The sequence below is a fragment of the Micromonospora sp. NPDC048830 genome, from assembly GCF_043198215.1.
Lineage (GTDB): Bacteria > Actinomycetota > Actinomycetes > Mycobacteriales > Micromonosporaceae > Micromonospora.
Genome location: NZ_JBICUP010000003.1, coordinates 19,397 through 36,888 on the forward strand (window position 1 = coordinate 19,397; position 17,492 = coordinate 36,888).

Annotated in this window: 17 protein-coding genes and 1 riboswitch; of the genes, 6 read left to right on the plus strand and 11 right to left on the minus strand. The window is 70.2% G+C overall.

The genetic code is table 11. The features are described 5' to 3' along the window. Nucleotides 1-3 precede the first annotated feature (3 nt). From ACGFIZ_RS04260 to ACGFIZ_RS04285, 6 genes are read right to left on the minus strand one after another with little or no spacing between them, the layout of a single operon-like run. Complete coding sequence (locus ACGFIZ_RS04260; protein WP_393415676.1) at nt 4-879, minus strand: class I SAM-dependent methyltransferase; 876 nt, start codon at nt 877-879, stop codon at nt 4-6. Continuing rightward, the gene (locus tag ACGFIZ_RS04265; RefSeq protein ID WP_393415678.1) at nt 876-2,141 is read right to left on the minus strand and encodes an MFS transporter; all 1,266 of its coding nucleotides are present in this window, start codon (nt 2,139-2,141) and stop codon (nt 876-878) included. The genes ACGFIZ_RS04260 and ACGFIZ_RS04265 overlap by 4 nt, the downstream gene beginning before the upstream one ends. After that, nucleotides 2,138-3,214, minus strand: coding sequence for a dipeptide epimerase (locus ACGFIZ_RS04270; protein WP_393415680.1), 1,077 nt, complete (start codon nt 3,212-3,214; stop codon nt 2,138-2,140). Before ACGFIZ_RS04270 ends, ACGFIZ_RS04265 begins: the two co-directional genes overlap by 4 nt. Beyond that, on the minus strand, nt 3,211-4,383 hold the full coding sequence (locus tag ACGFIZ_RS04275; protein ID WP_393415682.1) for a PLP-dependent cysteine synthase family protein: 1,173 nt from the start codon (nt 4,381-4,383) through the stop codon (nt 3,211-3,213). Before ACGFIZ_RS04275 ends, ACGFIZ_RS04270 begins: the two co-directional genes overlap by 4 nt. Further along, complete coding sequence (locus tag ACGFIZ_RS04280; RefSeq protein ID WP_393415684.1) at nt 4,380-5,219, minus strand: Rossmann-like domain-containing protein; 840 nt, start codon at nt 5,217-5,219, stop codon at nt 4,380-4,382. Before ACGFIZ_RS04280 ends, ACGFIZ_RS04275 begins: the two co-directional genes overlap by 4 nt. After that, entirely contained in the window at nt 5,216-6,514 is a 1,299-nt protein-coding gene (locus ACGFIZ_RS04285) for an ATP-grasp domain-containing protein (RefSeq protein WP_393415686.1), read from the minus strand. Before ACGFIZ_RS04285 ends, ACGFIZ_RS04280 begins: the two co-directional genes overlap by 4 nt. Nucleotides 6,515-6,723: 209 nt before the next feature. On the opposite strand from ACGFIZ_RS04285, the gene ACGFIZ_RS04290 reads away from it, so the two are divergent. Next, nucleotides 6,724-7,329 (plus strand): hypothetical protein, encoded by a 606-nt coding sequence (locus ACGFIZ_RS04290; RefSeq protein ID WP_393415688.1) that lies wholly within the window; start codon nt 6,724-6,726, stop codon nt 7,327-7,329. Here ACGFIZ_RS04290 and ACGFIZ_RS04295 read toward each other — a convergent pair. Next, a complete protein-coding gene (locus ACGFIZ_RS04295; protein WP_393415690.1) occupies nt 7,259-7,828 on the minus strand; it encodes a histidine phosphatase family protein in 570 nt (189 codons plus the stop codon). The genes ACGFIZ_RS04290 and ACGFIZ_RS04295 overlap by 71 nt on opposite strands. A gap of 123 nt (nt 7,829-7,951) precedes the next feature. After that, nucleotides 7,952-8,032, plus strand: a riboswitch (cobalamin riboswitch). Nucleotides 8,033-8,086: 54 nt separating this feature from the next. Here ACGFIZ_RS04295 and ACGFIZ_RS04300 point away from each other — a divergent pair. The 4 genes from ACGFIZ_RS04300 to ACGFIZ_RS04315 all read left to right on the plus strand — a co-directional run bounded on the left by ACGFIZ_RS04300 (nt 8,087) and on the right by ACGFIZ_RS04315 (nt 11,748). After that, nucleotides 8,087-8,305 carry a CbtB domain-containing protein gene (locus tag ACGFIZ_RS04300; protein WP_347671469.1) on the plus strand — a complete coding sequence of 73 codons (219 nt, stop codon included), beginning with the start codon at nt 8,087-8,089 and terminating at the stop codon, nt 8,303-8,305. 17 nt (nt 8,306-8,322) lie between these two features. Beyond that, a complete protein-coding gene (locus tag ACGFIZ_RS04305; RefSeq protein ID WP_393415692.1) occupies nt 8,323-9,102 on the plus strand; it encodes a CbtA family protein in 780 nt (259 codons plus the stop codon). Between the two features lie 574 nt (nt 9,103-9,676). Then, entirely contained in the window at nt 9,677-9,907 is a 231-nt protein-coding gene (locus tag ACGFIZ_RS04310) for a hypothetical protein (protein WP_393415694.1), read from the plus strand. 248 nt (nt 9,908-10,155) lie between these two features. Next, entirely contained in the window at nt 10,156-11,748 is a 1,593-nt protein-coding gene (locus ACGFIZ_RS04315; RefSeq protein WP_393415696.1) for a hypothetical protein, read from the plus strand. Between the two features lie 548 nt (nt 11,749-12,296). Here the strand turns inward: ACGFIZ_RS04315 and ACGFIZ_RS04320 are convergent. The 4 genes from ACGFIZ_RS04320 to ACGFIZ_RS04335 form a co-directional block, all read right to left on the minus strand. Further along, nucleotides 12,297-13,298 carry a pyridoxal-phosphate dependent enzyme gene (locus ACGFIZ_RS04320; protein ID WP_393415698.1) on the minus strand — a complete coding sequence of 334 codons (1,002 nt, stop codon included), beginning with the start codon at nt 13,296-13,298 and terminating at the stop codon, nt 12,297-12,299. Nucleotides 13,299-13,486: 188 nt separating this feature from the next. Further along, nucleotides 13,487-14,254: a class I SAM-dependent methyltransferase gene (locus ACGFIZ_RS04325; protein WP_393415700.1), complete on the minus strand. Its 768-nt coding sequence runs from the start codon at nt 14,252-14,254 to the stop codon at nt 13,487-13,489. Beyond that, nucleotides 14,251-15,285, minus strand: a complete 1,035-nt coding sequence (locus tag ACGFIZ_RS04330; RefSeq protein WP_393415702.1) for an ArsR/SmtB family transcription factor — start codon at nt 15,283-15,285, stop codon at nt 14,251-14,253. Before ACGFIZ_RS04330 ends, ACGFIZ_RS04325 begins: the two co-directional genes overlap by 4 nt. An 87-nt stretch (nt 15,286-15,372) precedes the next feature. Beyond that, the gene (locus ACGFIZ_RS04335; RefSeq protein ID WP_393416048.1) at nt 15,373-15,678 is read right to left on the minus strand and encodes a transposase; all 306 of its coding nucleotides are present in this window, start codon (nt 15,676-15,678) and stop codon (nt 15,373-15,375) included. A 207-nt stretch (nt 15,679-15,885) separates the two neighbouring features. Here ACGFIZ_RS04335 and ACGFIZ_RS04340 point away from each other — a divergent pair, with 207 nt between their 5' ends. Further along, nucleotides 15,886-17,484, plus strand: coding sequence for an ABC transporter substrate-binding protein (locus ACGFIZ_RS04340; protein WP_393415704.1), 1,599 nt, complete (start codon nt 15,886-15,888; stop codon nt 17,482-17,484). Nucleotides 17,485-17,492 lie beyond the last annotated feature (8 nt).

Genomic DNA, 17,492 nt, shown 5'->3' on the forward strand with positions numbered 1-17,492 from the left:
CTGTCAGCACGGGTGGTCGTCGGCGCGGCGGCGGGCGACCAGGTGCAGCCGATCGCCGGCCAGCCCGCTGCCCAGGGCGGCCCGCGCGTGCCACGGCGGGTCGGTACGCGGGCCGGGGGTGTCAAACAGGGCCGCCACGTCGAATCCGGCACCGTCCAGCAGATGCCGCAGCTCCATCGGGAAGAGCAACCGCCACGCCGAGGTCTGCACCAGCGGCTCCGAGCACCCCGGCCAGGTCCACGTCCGCCTCCGGCGCAACAACTGCCCACTGTGATCGATCCGCAGCAGGGTGTGCGACGTATATGGGGTTCCGCGCCAGACCACCGTCCGGGTGTGTTCCCGGTCGAGCAGGTCGCCGCCCCCGCCGAGGAAGTAGGCGCCGTTGCGCATTTCGGCGATCAGCAGTCCGCCGGGGACCAGATGGGCGTGGCAGCGGGCGAGGAAGCCGGTCAGATCGGCATTGGTGTGGCAGTACAGCAGGGCGCTGTCCAGGCAGCTGACGACATCGACGCGGCCGGGAAGTTCGTATCCGCGCATGTCGGCAGCGACGAAGCGCACGGCCGGGTGCCGCTTACGGGCGTACGCGAGCATCCGGTCAGAGACGTCGATCCCGATGACCGACCAGCCCAGCCCCGCCAGGTACCCGGCATCCCGGCCGGTGCCACAGCCCACGTCGAGCAACCGCCGACTGTCGTCCGTGGCGTACCGGTCGACCAGATCGGCAACGAACCGGGCGGCGAGGTGTTTCGGGTCGGGGAACTGGGTCTCGTACAACTCGGGGTTGTCGGTGAGCAGGTTCGCCGAGACGACCGCCGGCCCGGTGCTCCCGGTCGGCGCGGCGGTTCGCAACGGCCCGGTCGGGGCGGAACGGCCGGTCACGCGCGGGCCTCACCGGCGACGGCCGCGGCCGGGAGGGCCGGACCCGGCCGCGGGGCCAGCCACCCGGCGCGGTGCAGAAGCCACACCGCCGCGGCCGAGGCCAGGCCCAGCCCGGCGCAGAGCAGCCAGGCCACCGCCGGTACGGCCGCCGCCGGGTCACCGGCGTCCATGGCCCGGCCGACGGCGGCCGTCCCGGCCGCCGCCACCATCCCAGAGACCAGGTAGAACAGGCCGAAGTAGGTGCCGGTCAACCCGTCCCGGGCGAACGCCGGGATGAGTTCCAGCACGAACGGCTGGGCGATCAACACCCCGACGGCGAGCAGCAACGCCGCGCCGAGCACCGGCAGCAGCCGGACCGGTGCCGGGCCGGGCAGCGACACCAGCGGCAGCAGGAAGCCACCGCCGAGCACGGCCAGGCCGAGCGCGATCGCCGGCCCCCGGGCCACGTGCCGCCGCAGCCAGGCGGTAACCGGCACCTGCCAGACCAGGGTGGCCACGGTGGAGACCACGAAGAGCCCGGCGACCGCCGCCGGCTGCCCCGTGACCTGCTCGGCCTGCACCGGCAGCACCAGGTAGAGCTGGTTCTGCGAGGCATACAGGGCGCTCAACGCGAGGGTGAAGGCGAGGAACCGGCGGTCGGTGACGCACTCCCGCCAGTCGCCGAGCACGCTCTGCCCGCTGGCCGCCCTCGGCTGCGGCGGCAGCACCAGCACCTGGGCCACGGTCAGCACCGCGAACACCCCGGCCGCAACCAACGCGGCGGCCCGGAAGTCGATCAGCAGCAGTGCCCCGCCGAGCAGCGGCCCGACCAGGGAGCCGGCGCTGGCGAAAACGTTGAACAGGGCGAACGCCTCGGCCCGCCGATCCGGGGCGGCCTGGGCCAGGTACGCCCGGACCGCCGGGTTGAACAGCGCTCCGGCCAGCCCGGACAGGATCGACGCGGCGATCAGCACCGGCAGCGACACCCCGACCGCGAACAACCCGAACCCGACGGTGCGCAGCGCGCAGCCGGCAATGATCACTCCGCGCGAGCCGAGCCGATCCGAGGCGGTGCCGCCGAGCAGGAACAGCCCCTGCTGACTGAGGTTGCGCACGCCGAGGATCAGGCCGATCAGCGCGACGGAGAGCCCGATGTCGTCGGCGAGATATCCGGCCAGGAAGGGCAGCAGCAGGTAGAAGCCGACGTTCACCCCGAACTGGTTGACCACCAGCAGCTGGATCTCCGCCGGAAAGCCGCGCAGCGTACGCCAGGTGGCGTTCATCGGGCCACGTCCGTGACAGGCGGCCGGGACGGCTCGTTCGAGCCGGTGGCGGGCGGTCGGGGTGTTACGCCCAGACCGGGTGCACCAGTCGGGCGTAGCGTCCCGTCGTGGCCACCGAGGCCGATCCACGGGTCGTCGGCCACCAGCAGGTGTCCGTCCAGGTCGACCCAGCGGGCGTACCCCGCGAGGTGCAGCGCCGGGGCGATGCCGAGCGAACTGGCGACCAGGCAGCCGAGCATGACGGCCAACCCGTGCTCGCGGGCGGCGGCGACGATCCGGATGGCGGCCACGATCCCGCCGCACTTGGCGAGCTTCACGTTCACCCCCGCCACTGCGGTGGCGAGCCGGGGCACGTCGGCCTCGGTGGCGGCGTCCTCGTCGGCGACCACCGGGACCGGGGTCCGGGCGGCCAGCCAGGCCAGCAGGTCGACCCGACCGGCGGGGATCGGCTGCTCGACCGCGTCCACGCGGTGACGGGCCAGCGCGTCGAGCCGCCGGAGCGCCTGCTCCGGTGTCCAGCCGCCGTTCGGGTCGAGCAGCAGCCGCACCTGCGGTGCGGCTGCCCGTACCGCGGCGACCCGGGCCAGGTCGTGGTCGTCGCCGGCCTTGACCTTCAGCACCCGGAACCCGGCGGCGGCCAACCGGCCGGCGGTCGCCCCCGCCTCCATCGGGGACACCAGCCCAATGGTGTACGCGGTGGCCACCGCCCCCGGTTCCGGCGCCCCGATCAGGCGGTGCACCGGCACTCCGGCCCGCCGTCCGAGCAGGTCGTGCAGCGCGGCATCGAACGCGGCGGCGGTCCCGGGGTGAAGCCCGGCGGTGAGCGTCGGCAGGTCGGCGCGGAGCGTCTCCGGGACGTCGTACCCGGCGACCCGGTCCCTTAGCACGCTCAGTTGGGTGTGGATCCGGTCCAGGTCCAGGCCGAGGAAGCGGCTGGTCACCACCTCGCCGTGTCCGGTGCTCCCGTCATGGTCGAGACGCACCAGGACCGCGTCCCGACGGTACATCGTGGACCGGGAGATCCGCAGTGGCTCGCGTAGGACCAGCGGGTACGTCCGCCAGCTCAGTCTCACGCCGGCACCCACTCGGTCCGGGCCGGTGCGACGCCCATTAGCCGGCCGGCGCTACCCGGGTCACCGTCGGCCGTCGGCGGTGCGGGGGCGCCGCCCAGCGTCACCCGACCGGCGCGGGCCGGGTCGACGACGGTGCGGCAGCGGCTCCACCGGGTCACCTCGACCGCCCACGGATACGGGATCTCCACCGGGTATCCCCGGGTCGGGCCGAGCAGCCCATGCCGGGCGCACCAACCGTCGTCGTAGATCGAGTCGAGGTACCGGTGCGGGCCATCGGGAAAGACCGCCAGCACCCGGGCCCCCGGCTCGGTACGGGCCACCCAGGCGGCTACCCGGGCCGTCGCCCCGGTACTCCACCCGCCGGTGACGAAGGCGTACCGGGCGAGGTGGCGGCAGCTCTCCACCGCCTCGCCCGGCCCCACCCAGTGCACCTCGTCAAAGGCGGCGTGGTCGACGTTGCCCGGGTGGATGCTGCTGCCCAGCCCGCGCATCAGCCGGGGCCGGGCGGGCTGGCCGAAGACGGTCGACCCGACGGTGTCCACCCCAACCAGCCGCAGCCGGGGCCAGTGCCGGCGCAGCGCGCGGGCCACGCCGGCGCTGTGCCCACCGGTGCCGACGCTGCACACCAGCACATCCACCCCGTCGACCTGGCCGGCGACCTCGTCGGCAAGGCTGACGTACCCGGCCGCGTTGTCCGGGTTGTGGTACTGGTCCGGCCACCACGACCCGGGCAGCCCGGCCCGTACGGCCGCCAGCCGGTCGAGCCGGGCCTGCTGCCAGCCGCCGACCGGGTCGGGGGTGTCGACGATCTCCAACCGGGCTCCGTACGCGCGAAGCAGGGCGCGCATGGACGGTTCCAGTTCCCGGTCCACCACCAGGTGCACCGGGTGGCCGAGGGCCTGCCCGGCGAAGGCCAGCCCGACGCCGAGCGTGCCGCTGGTCGACTCGATCACCGGGGCACCCGGGCGCAGCTCGCCTCGGGTACGGGCGGCGGTCAGCATGGCCACCGCCGCCCGTGCCTTCATCCCCCCGGGACTGGCGCACTCCACCTTGGCCCAGAACCCGCCGTGCCGATGTGGCAGCGGCGCCTCCACGTACGTCACCGGGGTCCGGCCGACCAGGGTGAGCAGGTGCGGGACGTTGACGATTCGCTCGCAGCGCTCACTCATGCCGCCACCCGGTACCGGTAGACGGTGCTCGGCCCGCCGTCGAGCCAGAAGAACGGGTAGGGCTCGGCCGAGACGGCGGTCAGCCCGGCCCCGAGGAACCGGGGCAGCACCGCGCTGCCGGTCTGCGCGAACGCGACCAGCGGCTTTCGGGTCTCCCGGGCGTGCTCCAGCAGCGGTTCGAAGGTTCCGTTGCCCACGGTCATCCCGGAGACCAGCAGCGCGTCGCAGCCGTCGAGGAGCACGGTCGCGTCGGGCCGGCACGGCTCGCCCCACTCGGTGCTTCCGCCGACGCGGTCGCAGGGCAGGTAGCGCAGCCCCCGTTCGCGCAGCGCGGCGAGCAGCGAGTTGACCACCCCGACGACCAGCACCGTCGCGCCCGGATCGGCTGGGAGGAGATCCACCACGGCCGCCGCCCGCGCTGTCGACTTGGCCAGTGACGAGCCGCCGGGCAGCGGCACCGGTTCCGCGCCGGCCTCGGCATGCGGCCGGGCCGCCATCAGATACGCGTCCAGCGCGGCCACCCGGACCTGGGTGAGCGAGTGGGTGAGCAGGTCGGCGACGGTGACGCCGACGCAGTCGTACGCCACCTCGTCAGGCAGTTCGCCCGGCTCCACGGCGCAGGAGCCGACGGCTGCCCCGACGCGCAGACTCAGCACGTGGTTGCGGTACACCCGGCCCCGGCCGGCGTGCCGAGCGCCCTGCCGGGTGACGAACCCGACGCTGACCGCCGACCGCGCCGGATCGGGTCCGAGCCGCCCGGCCAGCACCGCGGCCACCAGCTCGTCCACCGACCGGTACGCCCCCGTCCCGAACGGGGCGATAGCCGGGGCGGTCACGCGGGGGCCCCGGCCAGCTCGTCGTCGTACTGAACGCAGAGACCGGAGACCAGCTCCTCGGCAACGGCGAGCGCCCCGGTGCCGGTGGTGTCCACGGTGGCCACGTGCCCGAGGTAGCTGTTGTTGTTACTGGCGTCGCCGGTGCGGTGCCCGGCGGGCTTCACCGCGTAGTCCACGACTCGGGGGTCCTCGGTGAGCCGGTCGACGCCGGTGAAGCCGGTGACGGTGCCGGCCCGGGGCGGCAGCAGGAAGGCGATGGCGGCACTGCGCACCCCGGTGTCGGTGGGGGTGAGATCCGGCTGCTCGCCGAGAGCCAGCTGCGCGTAGGCCATCGGCAGGTCGATGCCGGTGACCCGACGGATCAGTTCGGTGATCTGGTTGCCGGCGGGTCGGGGGTTGATCTCGATCACCCGAGGGCCGGCCGGGGTCAGCCGCAACTCGGTGTGGGCGACCCCATGGTCGAGCCCGACGGCGGCAAGGGCCGCGACGGCGGTGTCGGCGGCGGCGCGGGCCACATCGGCGGCCAGGTCGGCGGGGAAAAGGTGACCGCTCTCCACGAACCATGGCGCGCCGCCGAGGCTTTTGCCGGTCACCCCGACGACCGTGGTCACCGGTGCCGACCCACCAGCCACGGCGGCAGGCACCGTGACCGTCTCGACGCTCACCTCAGGACCGGTGAGCAACTCCTCCACCAGAACCAAGGGAACCCGGGGCTGCCGGCGGGCATTGACCGGGAACCCGGCAAGGGCGTCGAACGCGGCCCGCAGCCCGTTGGAGTCGTCGGCCCGCCGCACATACATCCCGGCACAGAGATCGACCGGCTTGACCACGAGCGGGTACCCGATCCGCTCGGCGGCGGCGACGGTCTCGGCCCAGCCCCGCGCGACGGCGAACTCCGGTCCGGGCACGCCAGCCCGGCACAGCGCGTCCCGGGCCAGGTCCTTGCGGTACGCCCGCTCGACCGCCTCGGGGGCAGGTCCGGGCAAGCCGAGGTCGGCGGCGAGCCGGGCGGCGATGCCGAGGTAGTAGTCGCAGGAGGTGAGCACCCCGTCGAAGTGGAGGGTGGCGTGCAGCCGGGACACGTGTGCCGACAGTGCCGGTACATCGTTGGTCTCGGTGGTGAGGACGTTCTCCGCCGCCAGCAGTGGGTGGATCGTGCCGGCGGGGGTGGTACGCAGGTAGTGGTGCAGGTCCCGGGTGACGAACGTGAACCGATGGCCCGCCTCCCGGATGGCCCTCGGCAACAGGGCACTCATCGCGCCCACCCAACTCTCCACAACCAGCAGATGACCCATGACGGCTCCCGTCCGCGTTCCCCAGGCGAGCTCCATTTGTTGCAAACGGTTTTCATTGTACAGAGGTGTCGGCGCCAGGGCCACCCGGCCGTCAGAGTGGCCCGGGCTCCAGGCGCCGGCCGCTCCTCGGCCAGGTCGTAGAACCGGCAGACGGCAGCCGGACTCTCAGCGGCGGCACCGCCCGCACCTGCCGGTGCCGCACTCTGGCCGTGGCGGCCGTGGTCTCGCCGCTCGCCAGCTGGCCGATCTCGGCGAGGACATCCGGATTCCGCTGCCGGAGCGGCTGCGGGGCGCCCGACTACTGCTCGGCCCCACCGCCGGTCCGGCAGCTCGTCGCCGACGGCGTCCTGCCGCCCGGGTCGTTGCTGGACGGGCTCACCGCCATTCGCAACTCCCGCGCCGGCCTATTGACGCTGGTGCTGGAGCACCTCGCCGACAGCACCGGGCGGGTCGCGGGGGATGCCCCGGTTCGGACCCTGCACGTGATCGCCCGGCGGCATCCGGGCCTCCGGTCCACCGTCGCCGTCCTGCTCGCCCGCATCATCATGGGTGAACCCGTCGAGCACCAGCAGCGTCTAGCCGCCTGCCGGCTGCTGCGGGACCTGGCGCCGGCGAGCTGCCTGGACGTCCTGCGCACCCTGCTCGACGCGGTTCGGTCAAGCTTCTGGGATGTCTTTCAGCCCAGGCGGCCTGCGAACGGTGAGCGCTTTCAGGCTGGTCATCGCGACGATGCGTCGGCCCGGGTCAGCGTAACGGGCCTGCGGTCGCGCGTAGGGTCCAGCGTCCGGCGCCGCCGCGCAACACCGTCTTCGTGAGCGGGGCGATGTCGATCCGCCAGAACGACGCGGGTGTGGCGGCGATCGCGTTGACGACAAGCGCGCGGATCACCATGGGGTGCGTGACGGCGATGACCGTACGGCCCTTGTCCGGCACCGCGCGCAACCAGCCACCCGTCCGGTCGAGCAGGTCGTGGAGGGACTCGCCGTCGTGTGGTGCGGCCGCCGGGTCGGTGAGCCAGGCCGCGACAGCGTTCGGCTCGTCGGCGGCGACGTCGTCCAGGGTACGGCCGGCCCACCGGCCGAGTTCGCCGTCACGCAGCCCTTCGTCGAGGGTCGGGGTCAGCCCGAGCGCGGTGGCGGTCTGCATACAGCGCAGTGCCGGGGCGCACCGCACATCGTCGGCGCGGGGCAGCGCACCGGCGAGCGCGGTCGCGTCCGCCAGACCGTGCGCGTCGAGTGGCTCGTCCTGCGGGAAGGCAGGGGACCGGGTCGCTGCGGTGGGTGCGTGGCTGATCAGGATCAGGCGATTACTCACGCCGATCGCCCCTCCTTCAGGGCTCAATCCCCAATGAGAAGATCATCGATATCAATCGTGCCCGTGATATTGACACCGCGACGTTGTCGCCCGTAGCGTCCAGGCCACAGCGTGACGGTGGGAGGAAGCCGGTGTAATCCCGGCACGGTCGCGCCACTGTAACCAGCCCGACGGGTGCCTCACCTGACCGGCTGGGAGTCAGACCCTCCACCGTCACGGAAACCGCTAGGGGACGCATGATCCCAGGAGGTCCTTGTCATGGCCGACATGTCGCTGCCCGCTCCCACCGCCGTACCCGCACCGGTCGCCATACCGCTGCGGCAGATCCTGCCCTGGGCGGCCTTCGCCGCGGTGATCGCGCTCGTACTGCTCTACTTCGTCGGCGTCGAACAGGGTGTCCTGTCCGTGTTCGCTGGCGAGACAGTGCACGAGTTCGTGCACGACGGACGCCACCTGCTCGGCTTCCCCTGCCACTGAGCGCGGCGAGCACCCTCATGCTGTCCACCCGCTCGCTTCTCGTCCGCGGCATGCTCGTCGGCCTCGCCGCCGGTGCCGCCGCCTACCTGTTCGCCACCGTCTTCGGTGAGGGCCCCGTCGGGCAGGCCATCGACTTCGAGTCCGCCCAGGCCGTCGCGCACACGCATGCCGCTGCCGCCGCCCACACGCATGGCGAAGCCAGCGAACCCGAGCTGGTCAGCCGCACCGTGCAGAGCACGATCGGTCTGGCCACTGCCGCCCTGGTGTACGGGGTCGCGCTCGGCGGCCTGTTCGCACTCGCCTTCGCCATCGCGTACGGCCGGATCGGGCGCTTCAACCCCCGGGCGACCGCCGCGCTCGTCGCGCTCGGCGGCTTCGTGACCGTCGCGTTCGTACCGTTCCTCAAATATCCGGCCAACCCACCGGCCACCGGCAACCCGGACACCCTCGGGCAACGAACCGGCCTGTACTTCCTCATGATCGTGATCGCGGTCGGCGCCGGACTCCTCGCCGTCAACCTCGGACGCTGGCTCAACCCGAGGTACGGCGCCTGGACCGCGACCCTCATGGCGATCGCCGCGTACGTCGTCCTCATCGGGGTCATCCAGGCCGCGCTACCCACGATCAGCGAGGTACCCGACGGCTTCCCCGCCCTCGTACTCTGGAAGTTCCGGCTCGCCTCACTCGGCACCCAGCTCGTCACCTGGACCACCCTCGGGCTACTCTTCGGCGCGCTCACCGAACGCAGCCTCCGCGCCCGGTCCGTCCCGGCCGCCCGTCCGACGGTTACCGCCTGACGACATCGGCGTCGGTATCGCGAACAAACAGCGGAACGCTCAGCTCGGTGTCCGCCCCAAGCGCCAAGCAGCCAGGGGCGGACACCGTGGCACGGTCAAGGATGAGGGCGGGCCGGAAAAACAGTTCCCCATCGAGTTGGCCGGCGGGCCGTGAACACGGTCGACGAGCAAACAACAGCTACTACGTGACCGGCCACAGATAGCGACGGAAGGGCCGGCCCTTCCGGTGGCGCTGCATGTCAGGCCAGCAAACGGAGCCGCAACCGCTGGTCGTTCAACTCCCACTGGCCTCAATCCCTTGACACCTACCGCCCGACCGACAGGACGTTGCCGGCAACCCTCGGCGCCTGACCGACGTCCCATACTCATGGGTGTACGAGCAGGCTGGCCGCGAACGGTTCTCTTGCTACCGGCCGTGCTGCTGGCGGCGTGTGCGGGCACCGGCCCTCAAGGCGTGCCGGCGTCCCCCACGGCCGGGAGCGCGGGAGTCCGGGGCACGGCAACGGTCGACGTCGGCTGCCCCGTACTCGAGGCCAGGTCGCCGTGTCCGCGGATCCCGCTCCGGGCCCGGATCGTGGCACTGCGGGCCGGGTCCGACCATCAGGTCGCGGTGGCGGAGGCAGGCGAGGACGGGCGCTTCACGCTCGGCCTCGCGCCGGGCGGCTACGAGTTGCGTGGCGAGAACACGACCGGTCGGCCGGTCCCGCGGGCCACGCCTGTCAGCGTCGTGGTCCAGCCAGGACGGTACGCAGAGATCGAAATCCAGTTCGACTCCGGCATCAGGGGCGCCTCCACCGCAAGATGATGCCTGGGGCCATCTCCGACACATCCCAGCATGTATCGACATCAACCAATCCGCCGACTTGCACACCCCTCGCAACTCACCGTAACTGACGAAACCCGACAGTCGCCTATGCCAACGCCTCGGCGCCTGGCATCTTCACTGTCGGGAAGCTTCCCGCTACTCACGATCACATTCGTTCCGTGCCTCGAAACGAGGAAACAGTGGGAAGACTACGTAAAGCCATGGCCGCGACAGGGTGCGCAGCCCTGTTGCTGAGCCTGCTCGTCAATGTCGAGGTTGCCGCCGCGAGCCCGCCCCCGGCGCCGTCAGCGCAGCTCGCGATCGCCCCCGCCGGTCGCGGCTACGCCACCCCGACGCTCGTCGACCAGCGCACCAACTCACCGGCTCGCCAAACCGCCACCGCTGCCGACCACCCGACCCTGGGTGTCGACGGCAAGCCCACCGGCACCACCCTGCCCGCCGGCGTCAGCAAGGCCACCAAGCCGACCGCCACGGGAACCAGCGCCCGCATCCCGGACGGCCCGAACACCGGACCGAGCGGACAACCACGAGCCCCGTCGCCGACCACCATCAACTCCAACTTCGCCGGCATCGACCAGGCCGGCGGCGGCGGTGCCCAACCCTCCGACATCAACGCCAGCGTGGGCGCAACCCAGATCATGGAGACCGTCAACCGCCGAGTCACCGTGTTCAGCAAGACCGGCGTGCTGCAGTGCACCAACACCCTGGCCGGGTGGCTCGGGCTCGGCACCACCAACGTGTTCGACCCGCGCACCATCTACGACAACCTGAACAACCGGTTCGTCATCATCGCCACCACCAGCGGAACCGCCGGCGCCGCTCCGCGGCTGTTCCTGGCCGCCAGCACCAGCAGCAACGCCTGCGGCAGCTACTTCGTCTACACCCTGACCTTCACCGGCGCCCTGTTCCCCAACGGGATGCTGCTGGACTACCCGTACCTCGGCCAGGACCGGGTGGCCATCCTGTCCTCGACCAACAACTTCAACCCCGGCTACGTCAACTCCACCGCCTGGTCGGTGTCCAAGGCACAGCTGTACGTCGGCGCCGCAGTCAGCTTCCCCGCCTTCTCCGTCGCCTTCTCCACCGCACCGGTCACGGTCACCGGCATCCCCATCGCCGCCACCGCCAACACCTACTACGTCGCCGGCGTCCCCGGCACCGGCTACAACCTCTACCGGATGAACAACAGCGCCGGACCCGGCACCACCCTGGCACTCCAGGCCACCATCGCCTCCACCTACGCCGCCCCGAGCAGGCGCGTCAACCAGTGCGGCACCACCGTCACCCTCGACCCCCTCGACGGCCGCATAGCCTGGGCACCCGTACAGGCCAGGAACTCGACCTTCGTCTGGTTCACCCACGGCCTCAACATCTCCGGCTTCCCCGGCGTCCGCTACGGGGCGATCAACACCTCCACCAACACCGTGACCGTGGCGAACGCGTTCCACAGCGGCACCAGCGACGACTTCAACCCCTCCCTCGGCGCCTTCGAAACCACGCCGAACTCGTTCAACATCTGGCTCAACTGGGCCTACACCGACACCGGAGCCACCACCTGCACCAACACGTCCACCACCTTCAACGGGGTACTCCCCGGAGGCGGCGTACCCGCCCTCATCGGCAGCGACATCACCCTGGTCACCGGATCGAACACCACCACCAACACCCGCTTCGGTGACTACTCCAGCGTCCACGTCGACCCCGTCGCCGCCAGCGGCACCTGCCCCGCCGGCAGCACCGCCCTCCTCGCCCAGCAATACTTCGTCGGCGGGAACTGGGCAACCCGCCTCGCCCGCGTCAGCATCGGACCCGGCTGCTGACACCCGACCAGCACGAACACGGATGCCCGGCGGCCCAAACCGCCGGGCATCCCCATGGGAGCGCAGACACCGGGCTTGGGCTCGGGTTGAGTTGAACGATGCGAAGGTTGACCGAGCGACGAGCTGGCCCGGTTACTCGGTGAGGGTGAACCGGCGATGGTCGTCGGTGGGGTGCACGGTGACGGCATACGAAACCCATAGGGACACCCCCTGATACTCGCCCTCCTGATCGCCTTCCCGATCCTCGTATGGGCACCCGACGAGCTACGGCGAGCAGTACTACGCCGCGCCGGACGCCGGTGACATCAGCGCGTAAGCGACTTCCCCGTTCACGTGCCCTGGTCGTACGCTGGCCGACCCCTCAGCTCAGCCCCGCCGACTACGAACAGACCCTCACATCGGCTACGCTGCACCAGATCGCGGCATAACCCGGTGTCCACATCCCCGGGGGGAACCTCACCCTTCTTTGCCGGGCCATCGCGTCAACCCGGATTCGCTGCTTTCGCGATCGGGTGGGATGCGGCCCGAAACTCGTTGGGGCCGGTGGCTCACTGGTCATGCGGCAGGCCGAGTTGGGCGAGTTGCGCCAGCGAGGGGGCAGCCATGACGTCAAGGTCGTCCTTGGGCGGGACGGGTGGGTCTTTCACGCCGCTCGCAGTCCCGATCGCAACCACGCATGATCCGGTGGCCGCTACGATCTGACGAGCAACAGCGACCGCCACGGCACTGGATGCCTCGAGGAGAACGCCGCCGCGAGCCAACGCAGCTTGCTCAGCCATAAAGGTCAGCGGGTCGACCGCTAGCGCCGAGCCGCCGCTCGCCCACAAGGCGTCCAGGCCCTGCCAGGTCGCGTTGTCGCTGCCGATCGAGAACGCTGGCGATGGTTGCCTCTCGACCTCGGCGCGCTCCTGGGCGTGCCTCTCGTCGAGCGCCATGGCCGCAACGAAGGCGGCGCCGGTGGCGGTCTCGGCGGCGACGAGCCTCGGGGCACGGGGGATCAGGCCCGCCGCCTCGAGCTCGCAGTATCCACGGTGAATACCTGACAGCAGGTCTGCCCGGCAGGTCGGCACCACGACGTACTCGGCGTCGGGCAGGTCACGCGCCAACTCGTACGCGATGGACTTGAGGCCTTCGTTGGCGAACGGATTGCCTCCCACGGCTGGCAGGACGAAGTTCGCGAGGGGATACCAGCCCAGGTTCTCGACGGCGTGACCCGTCATCCGGGTTCGGAGTGCTGGATCTTCGAAGACGGCCAGCTTGGCGCCGTACGCGAGCATCTGCGACTTGAAGTACGGCAGCAGGCCTTCCGAGGAGGTGACCACACAGGTGATCCCGGCTTGGGCCGCGTAGGCCGCAGCAGAGACCCCGGCGTTTCCGCTGGACGCCAGGACGACCGTCTCCGCACCATGCCGGACCGCGGCGCTGACGCCCGCGGCCATCCCGCGATCCTTGTGGGAACCAGTCGGGTTCAGGCTCTCCAGCTTGACGAACAGGTCCCCGCCCTCCGCAGCGATCTGCACCACCGGGGTGTTTCCTTCGCCCAAGGTCACCACTGGAGCGTCGCTGCAGGCGAGTGCGTCGGGCCAGCCCCAGACACCCCCGGGGAAGGCATCGAGTCGCTTGCCGCGGAGGTCGGCCAGCGGTGGCCTGAGATTGACCGGGACGCCCTCCTGCCGACAGTGGGTGCAGCCCGCGAACCCACTCCCGTCCCGGCCGCATCGCGGGCAGCTCAGCTCGCTCATAGGACAGTCCCTTCCATCGCGGGGTTCGAAGCCATCGCCGCCACCGCCGCCTCGTGTGCGTCACGCCAGATCAACATGGCGTCGTCCAACCCAGCCTCGCTGAGCGCCGTCACATGCCACTCGGCTGGCGGCAAGAACTCGGGCGGCCGCCGGGCACCACGCTCCGCTCGCTCGGCGAACTCGGGCGCCAGGTCCGACGACATTTCCGCTGCGCGCCACCAGGAGGACCACAGGTCCGTGGTCGGCGTCCCCGCCAGCACGGTCAGGATCCTGCCGATCCGACCCAATGCGGCGGGCATGGTGTCGGCATTGATGAAGATCCCGCCGGGGCGCAGCAGTTGGGCGCTCCAGCGGTACGCCGCCGCGAGGCTTTCCTCGCCGAGCCAGTGCAGAGCAGTGGTGGAGACGATGGCGTCGTAGGGCGCGAACGACTCCGCGTCCCCCAGCCACGCGCCGGTGAGGAGGTCGCTGTCGAGGAGTCGGGCCGCATGCCCGAGTCGGGTCCGCGCGAGCCGCAGCAGCACGGGGTCGCTGTCGAGCCCCACCAGTGTGCTTTCCGGCAGTTTCTGGCCGATCATGTGCAGGAGGGTGCCCGTGCCACAACCCAGGTCGAGGATCGTCGGGCGCGGGCCGCACGCGGCCTGGACCGCCTCGGCGATCACGTGGAACCGGCGATTGCGCTGTGGCACGTAGGCATCCTGCTGGGCGTCCCATGACGCGAGCAGCTGGACCAGTTGCGGGCTGTCTGGCGCGTCCTTGGTCACCGGTCGAACACCACCCGGCGAAGATCCTGCAGGAGATCGATCAGCGCCTCGCTCGATGCGTGGTGGTAGACGCGCACCCCTTCACGTTCGCTCGTGATGAGGCCGGCACTGCGCAGTGCCGAGGTGTGATGGTGGATGGTCGCCTCGGACAGTTCGAGCAGCTGCGCCAGATCCTGTCCCGTGGCCGGGAGGGCCACGAGGTTGCGCAGGATGGTGAGTCGTTGGATGTTGCCCAATGTCTTGAACGCCTCCGCGACCTCGGCCAGTGAGCGGCCTTGGGGGCCAGGCGGGGCGAAGACGACGATCGCGCAGTCTCCGAGGACCACGCGCTGGAGCATGAAAGGACGGATAGCCTCATTGGGGACGAGTTGGATGTGGTAGCCCTCGGCGTCCTTGATGGTCCAGCCACCCGTGACCTGGGCGAGCTCACCGTGCAGGTCCGGTGTGCTCTCGAGCACCTCCTCGATCTCGTGCACGGTCCTCGTCAGGCGCTCCTGCACCTCGACCTCGTCGGAGAAAAGCTGGGCCGCGGCCTCGACCAGGGCAACGAGCTGGCTCACCGCCTGCTGGGGAGAGGTCAGGACCCGGCTGAGGGTCTCTCGCTCGAAGCCCTCGGCGACGCACTGGGCGATTAGGTCGTTCACGCCATCGGTTCGGCCTTCACAGATCCGACTCACCAGGTGGTTGCGCCTGCGGATCTCGGCAGGAGTCGCCGACGGGGGTCGGAGCAAGCCGCTCACCACCTCGGCGTCGCTGGACTGTCGCAGTCCCAGGAGCAGGCTGTGCGAGTCGTGCCATCCCTGGATGAAAGCGTGGACCGCGAGGTTGCCGCCCAGAGCGAAGTCGTCGCCGAAGAACCAGGACAGTGCCTCTTCATGACCTTCGGGTGCCGGAGCAAGCTGCGACGCTGCGGGCACGAAGTCCCCACGGAGCGTGTGCGCATAGGAGTACATGCGCATGAGGAGCTCCGCCGTCGTGCTCACGGTCACGTCGATCACCAGCGGCGCTCGGTCGACATCGAGTTTTCTCACGAGATGTATCTAATCATGGGTCGCCAGGGGATGCCAAGGATTCGTCAGTCATCGAATTGATGTCGAATGAGGGCTTGAAGAACCTTGTCAGGCGGCCTTCATGGTGATCGACGGCGCGAGGGTTGAGGTCTGATGGCGGGCCAGTCGCCGGGTCATGATGATGACCATGGCCCACTGGACCATGGCAGCGTGGTGTTCGGGGAGTCGCTCATAGTCACGCACGGTGCGACGGCAGCGGTTGATCCACGACAGGGATCTCTCGACCACCCATCTGCGGGGAAGGACCTTGAACCCGACCTGCCCGGCAAGCTTGGCGACCACCTCGACGACGATTCCGAGCCTGGCGCCGAGGGTGACCGGTCCGCCACTGTACGCGCCGTCGACCCATACCATCCCCACCCGCCGGGATGTACGGTGCCAGGATCTCCCACTCGGCCTGCGAGGTGTCCGATGGATACCGGCGAGGACGATCGGTGGTCAGATGATCACTTGAAGTTATCTATCCCACTCCCGGGCCGCCCCGACACGTTCCTCAGCAGGCTCTAGACAAGCACCCTTCCACTCATTAGATTCACGTCAAATCCTGTGGAGGGAACACCCATGAAGATCCATCGTAACACTCGGCTCACCTTGCTATCGCTGGTGGTCGCCACATGGTTCCTGGCCGCCTGCGACGCCAACGGCTCCGGCGGCTCCGGGTCCGGCGAGCCCGACCCCGATGCGACCCTGCGCATCGCCATCTCCACGCCGGTGGGGGACAACCTGAACCCCAATGCCTTCGACGCGCTCTGGCAAGCCCAGGCGATGATGTTCGAGCCGCTCGTCCGCTACGGCGACGGAGGGAAGACCGAACCGGCTCTGGCGGAGTCTTGGACGGTGTCCGAGGACGGTCTCGACTACGACTTCCACCTCCGGCCCAACGTGACGTTCACCGACGGCGCCCCGTGGAATGCGGAGGCGGCGGTCTTCGGCCTGAAGCAGTGGGTGGGGAATTCGCGCTTCGACTTCCTCGAAGCCACGGAAGCGATCAGCGGCATCAAGGCTCTCGACGACATGACAGTGCGGCTTACCCTGGCCAAGCCGTTTCCGGGGCTGCTCCAGGAGCTCTCGATCGTGCGCCCCGTGCGCTTCTTCAGCCCCAAGGCGGCAGGACCGAACGGGAAGTACCGCGGCGACCCGGTGGGCACCGGTCCCTTCATTCTGCAGTCGAACAGCCGCAGCAAGACCGTCTTCGTGCGTAACCCGCACTACTGGGGGAAGGAGCCCCAGGTCGCCAAGGTCGAGCTCGACGTCATCCCGGACGCGATGGGCAGGCTCACCGCCCTGCGCGTCGGCGAGGTCGACATGATCGGTGGCGCCATGAGCGCTCCCTTGTCGCCGCACGATGCCGAGCAGCTGAGTGGCGGGGACACGCAGGTCATTGCCGCGCCCGGCGACATCTCCCTCCTCATCGCCTTCAACGATGACCAGGACCGGGTCATGCACGACCTCGCGGTGCGCAAGGCGGTGAACCTGGCAATCGACCGGGTCTCGATCGCCAAGGCGATCTACCTCGGCCGTGCCAAGCCCATCGGGTCCCTGTTCCCACCGGCCGTGCCGTACTCGTTCGCGAAGGATGCTCCGACGCCCGACCCCGACCAGGCCCGTCAGGTCCTGGAGGACGCAGGGTGGACCGGAGACCACGTCCGGGAGAAGGACGGGAAAGCGCTCAAGCTGGAGATGCTGATCAGCAAGGAGCGGCTCCCCGCGGCGCGCGAGGTCGGTGAGGCCATCCAGGCGCAGCTCGCAGACGTCGGCATCAAGGTGGAACTCGCCGACCTCGACCACGCCACCTCACACGACCGCATCCCCAAGCGCCAGTACGACATGGCCCTCACCACCACCTACGGCGCGCCGTACGACCCGAACAACACCCTCAAGGCCCTCATGCTCTCGACCGTGGAGTCGGGAGTCGACGGCAAGATCTACCGCAACCCCGAGTTCGACCCCCTGATCAACAAGGCACTCGCAGCCCAGTCGGACGAGGACCGCAAGGCGGCGTACCAGGCCCTCAACCAGTACCTGGACAAGGTGCAAGGCTTCGGTCCCTTGCTCGTCCAGGACCGCATCTGGGCGGTGGGATCCCGCGTCCACGGCGTGCGCCCGGCCTCGACCGACTACGAGTTCCCCCTTGAGGGCATCTGGATCGAGAAGTCATGAGGAGGCTC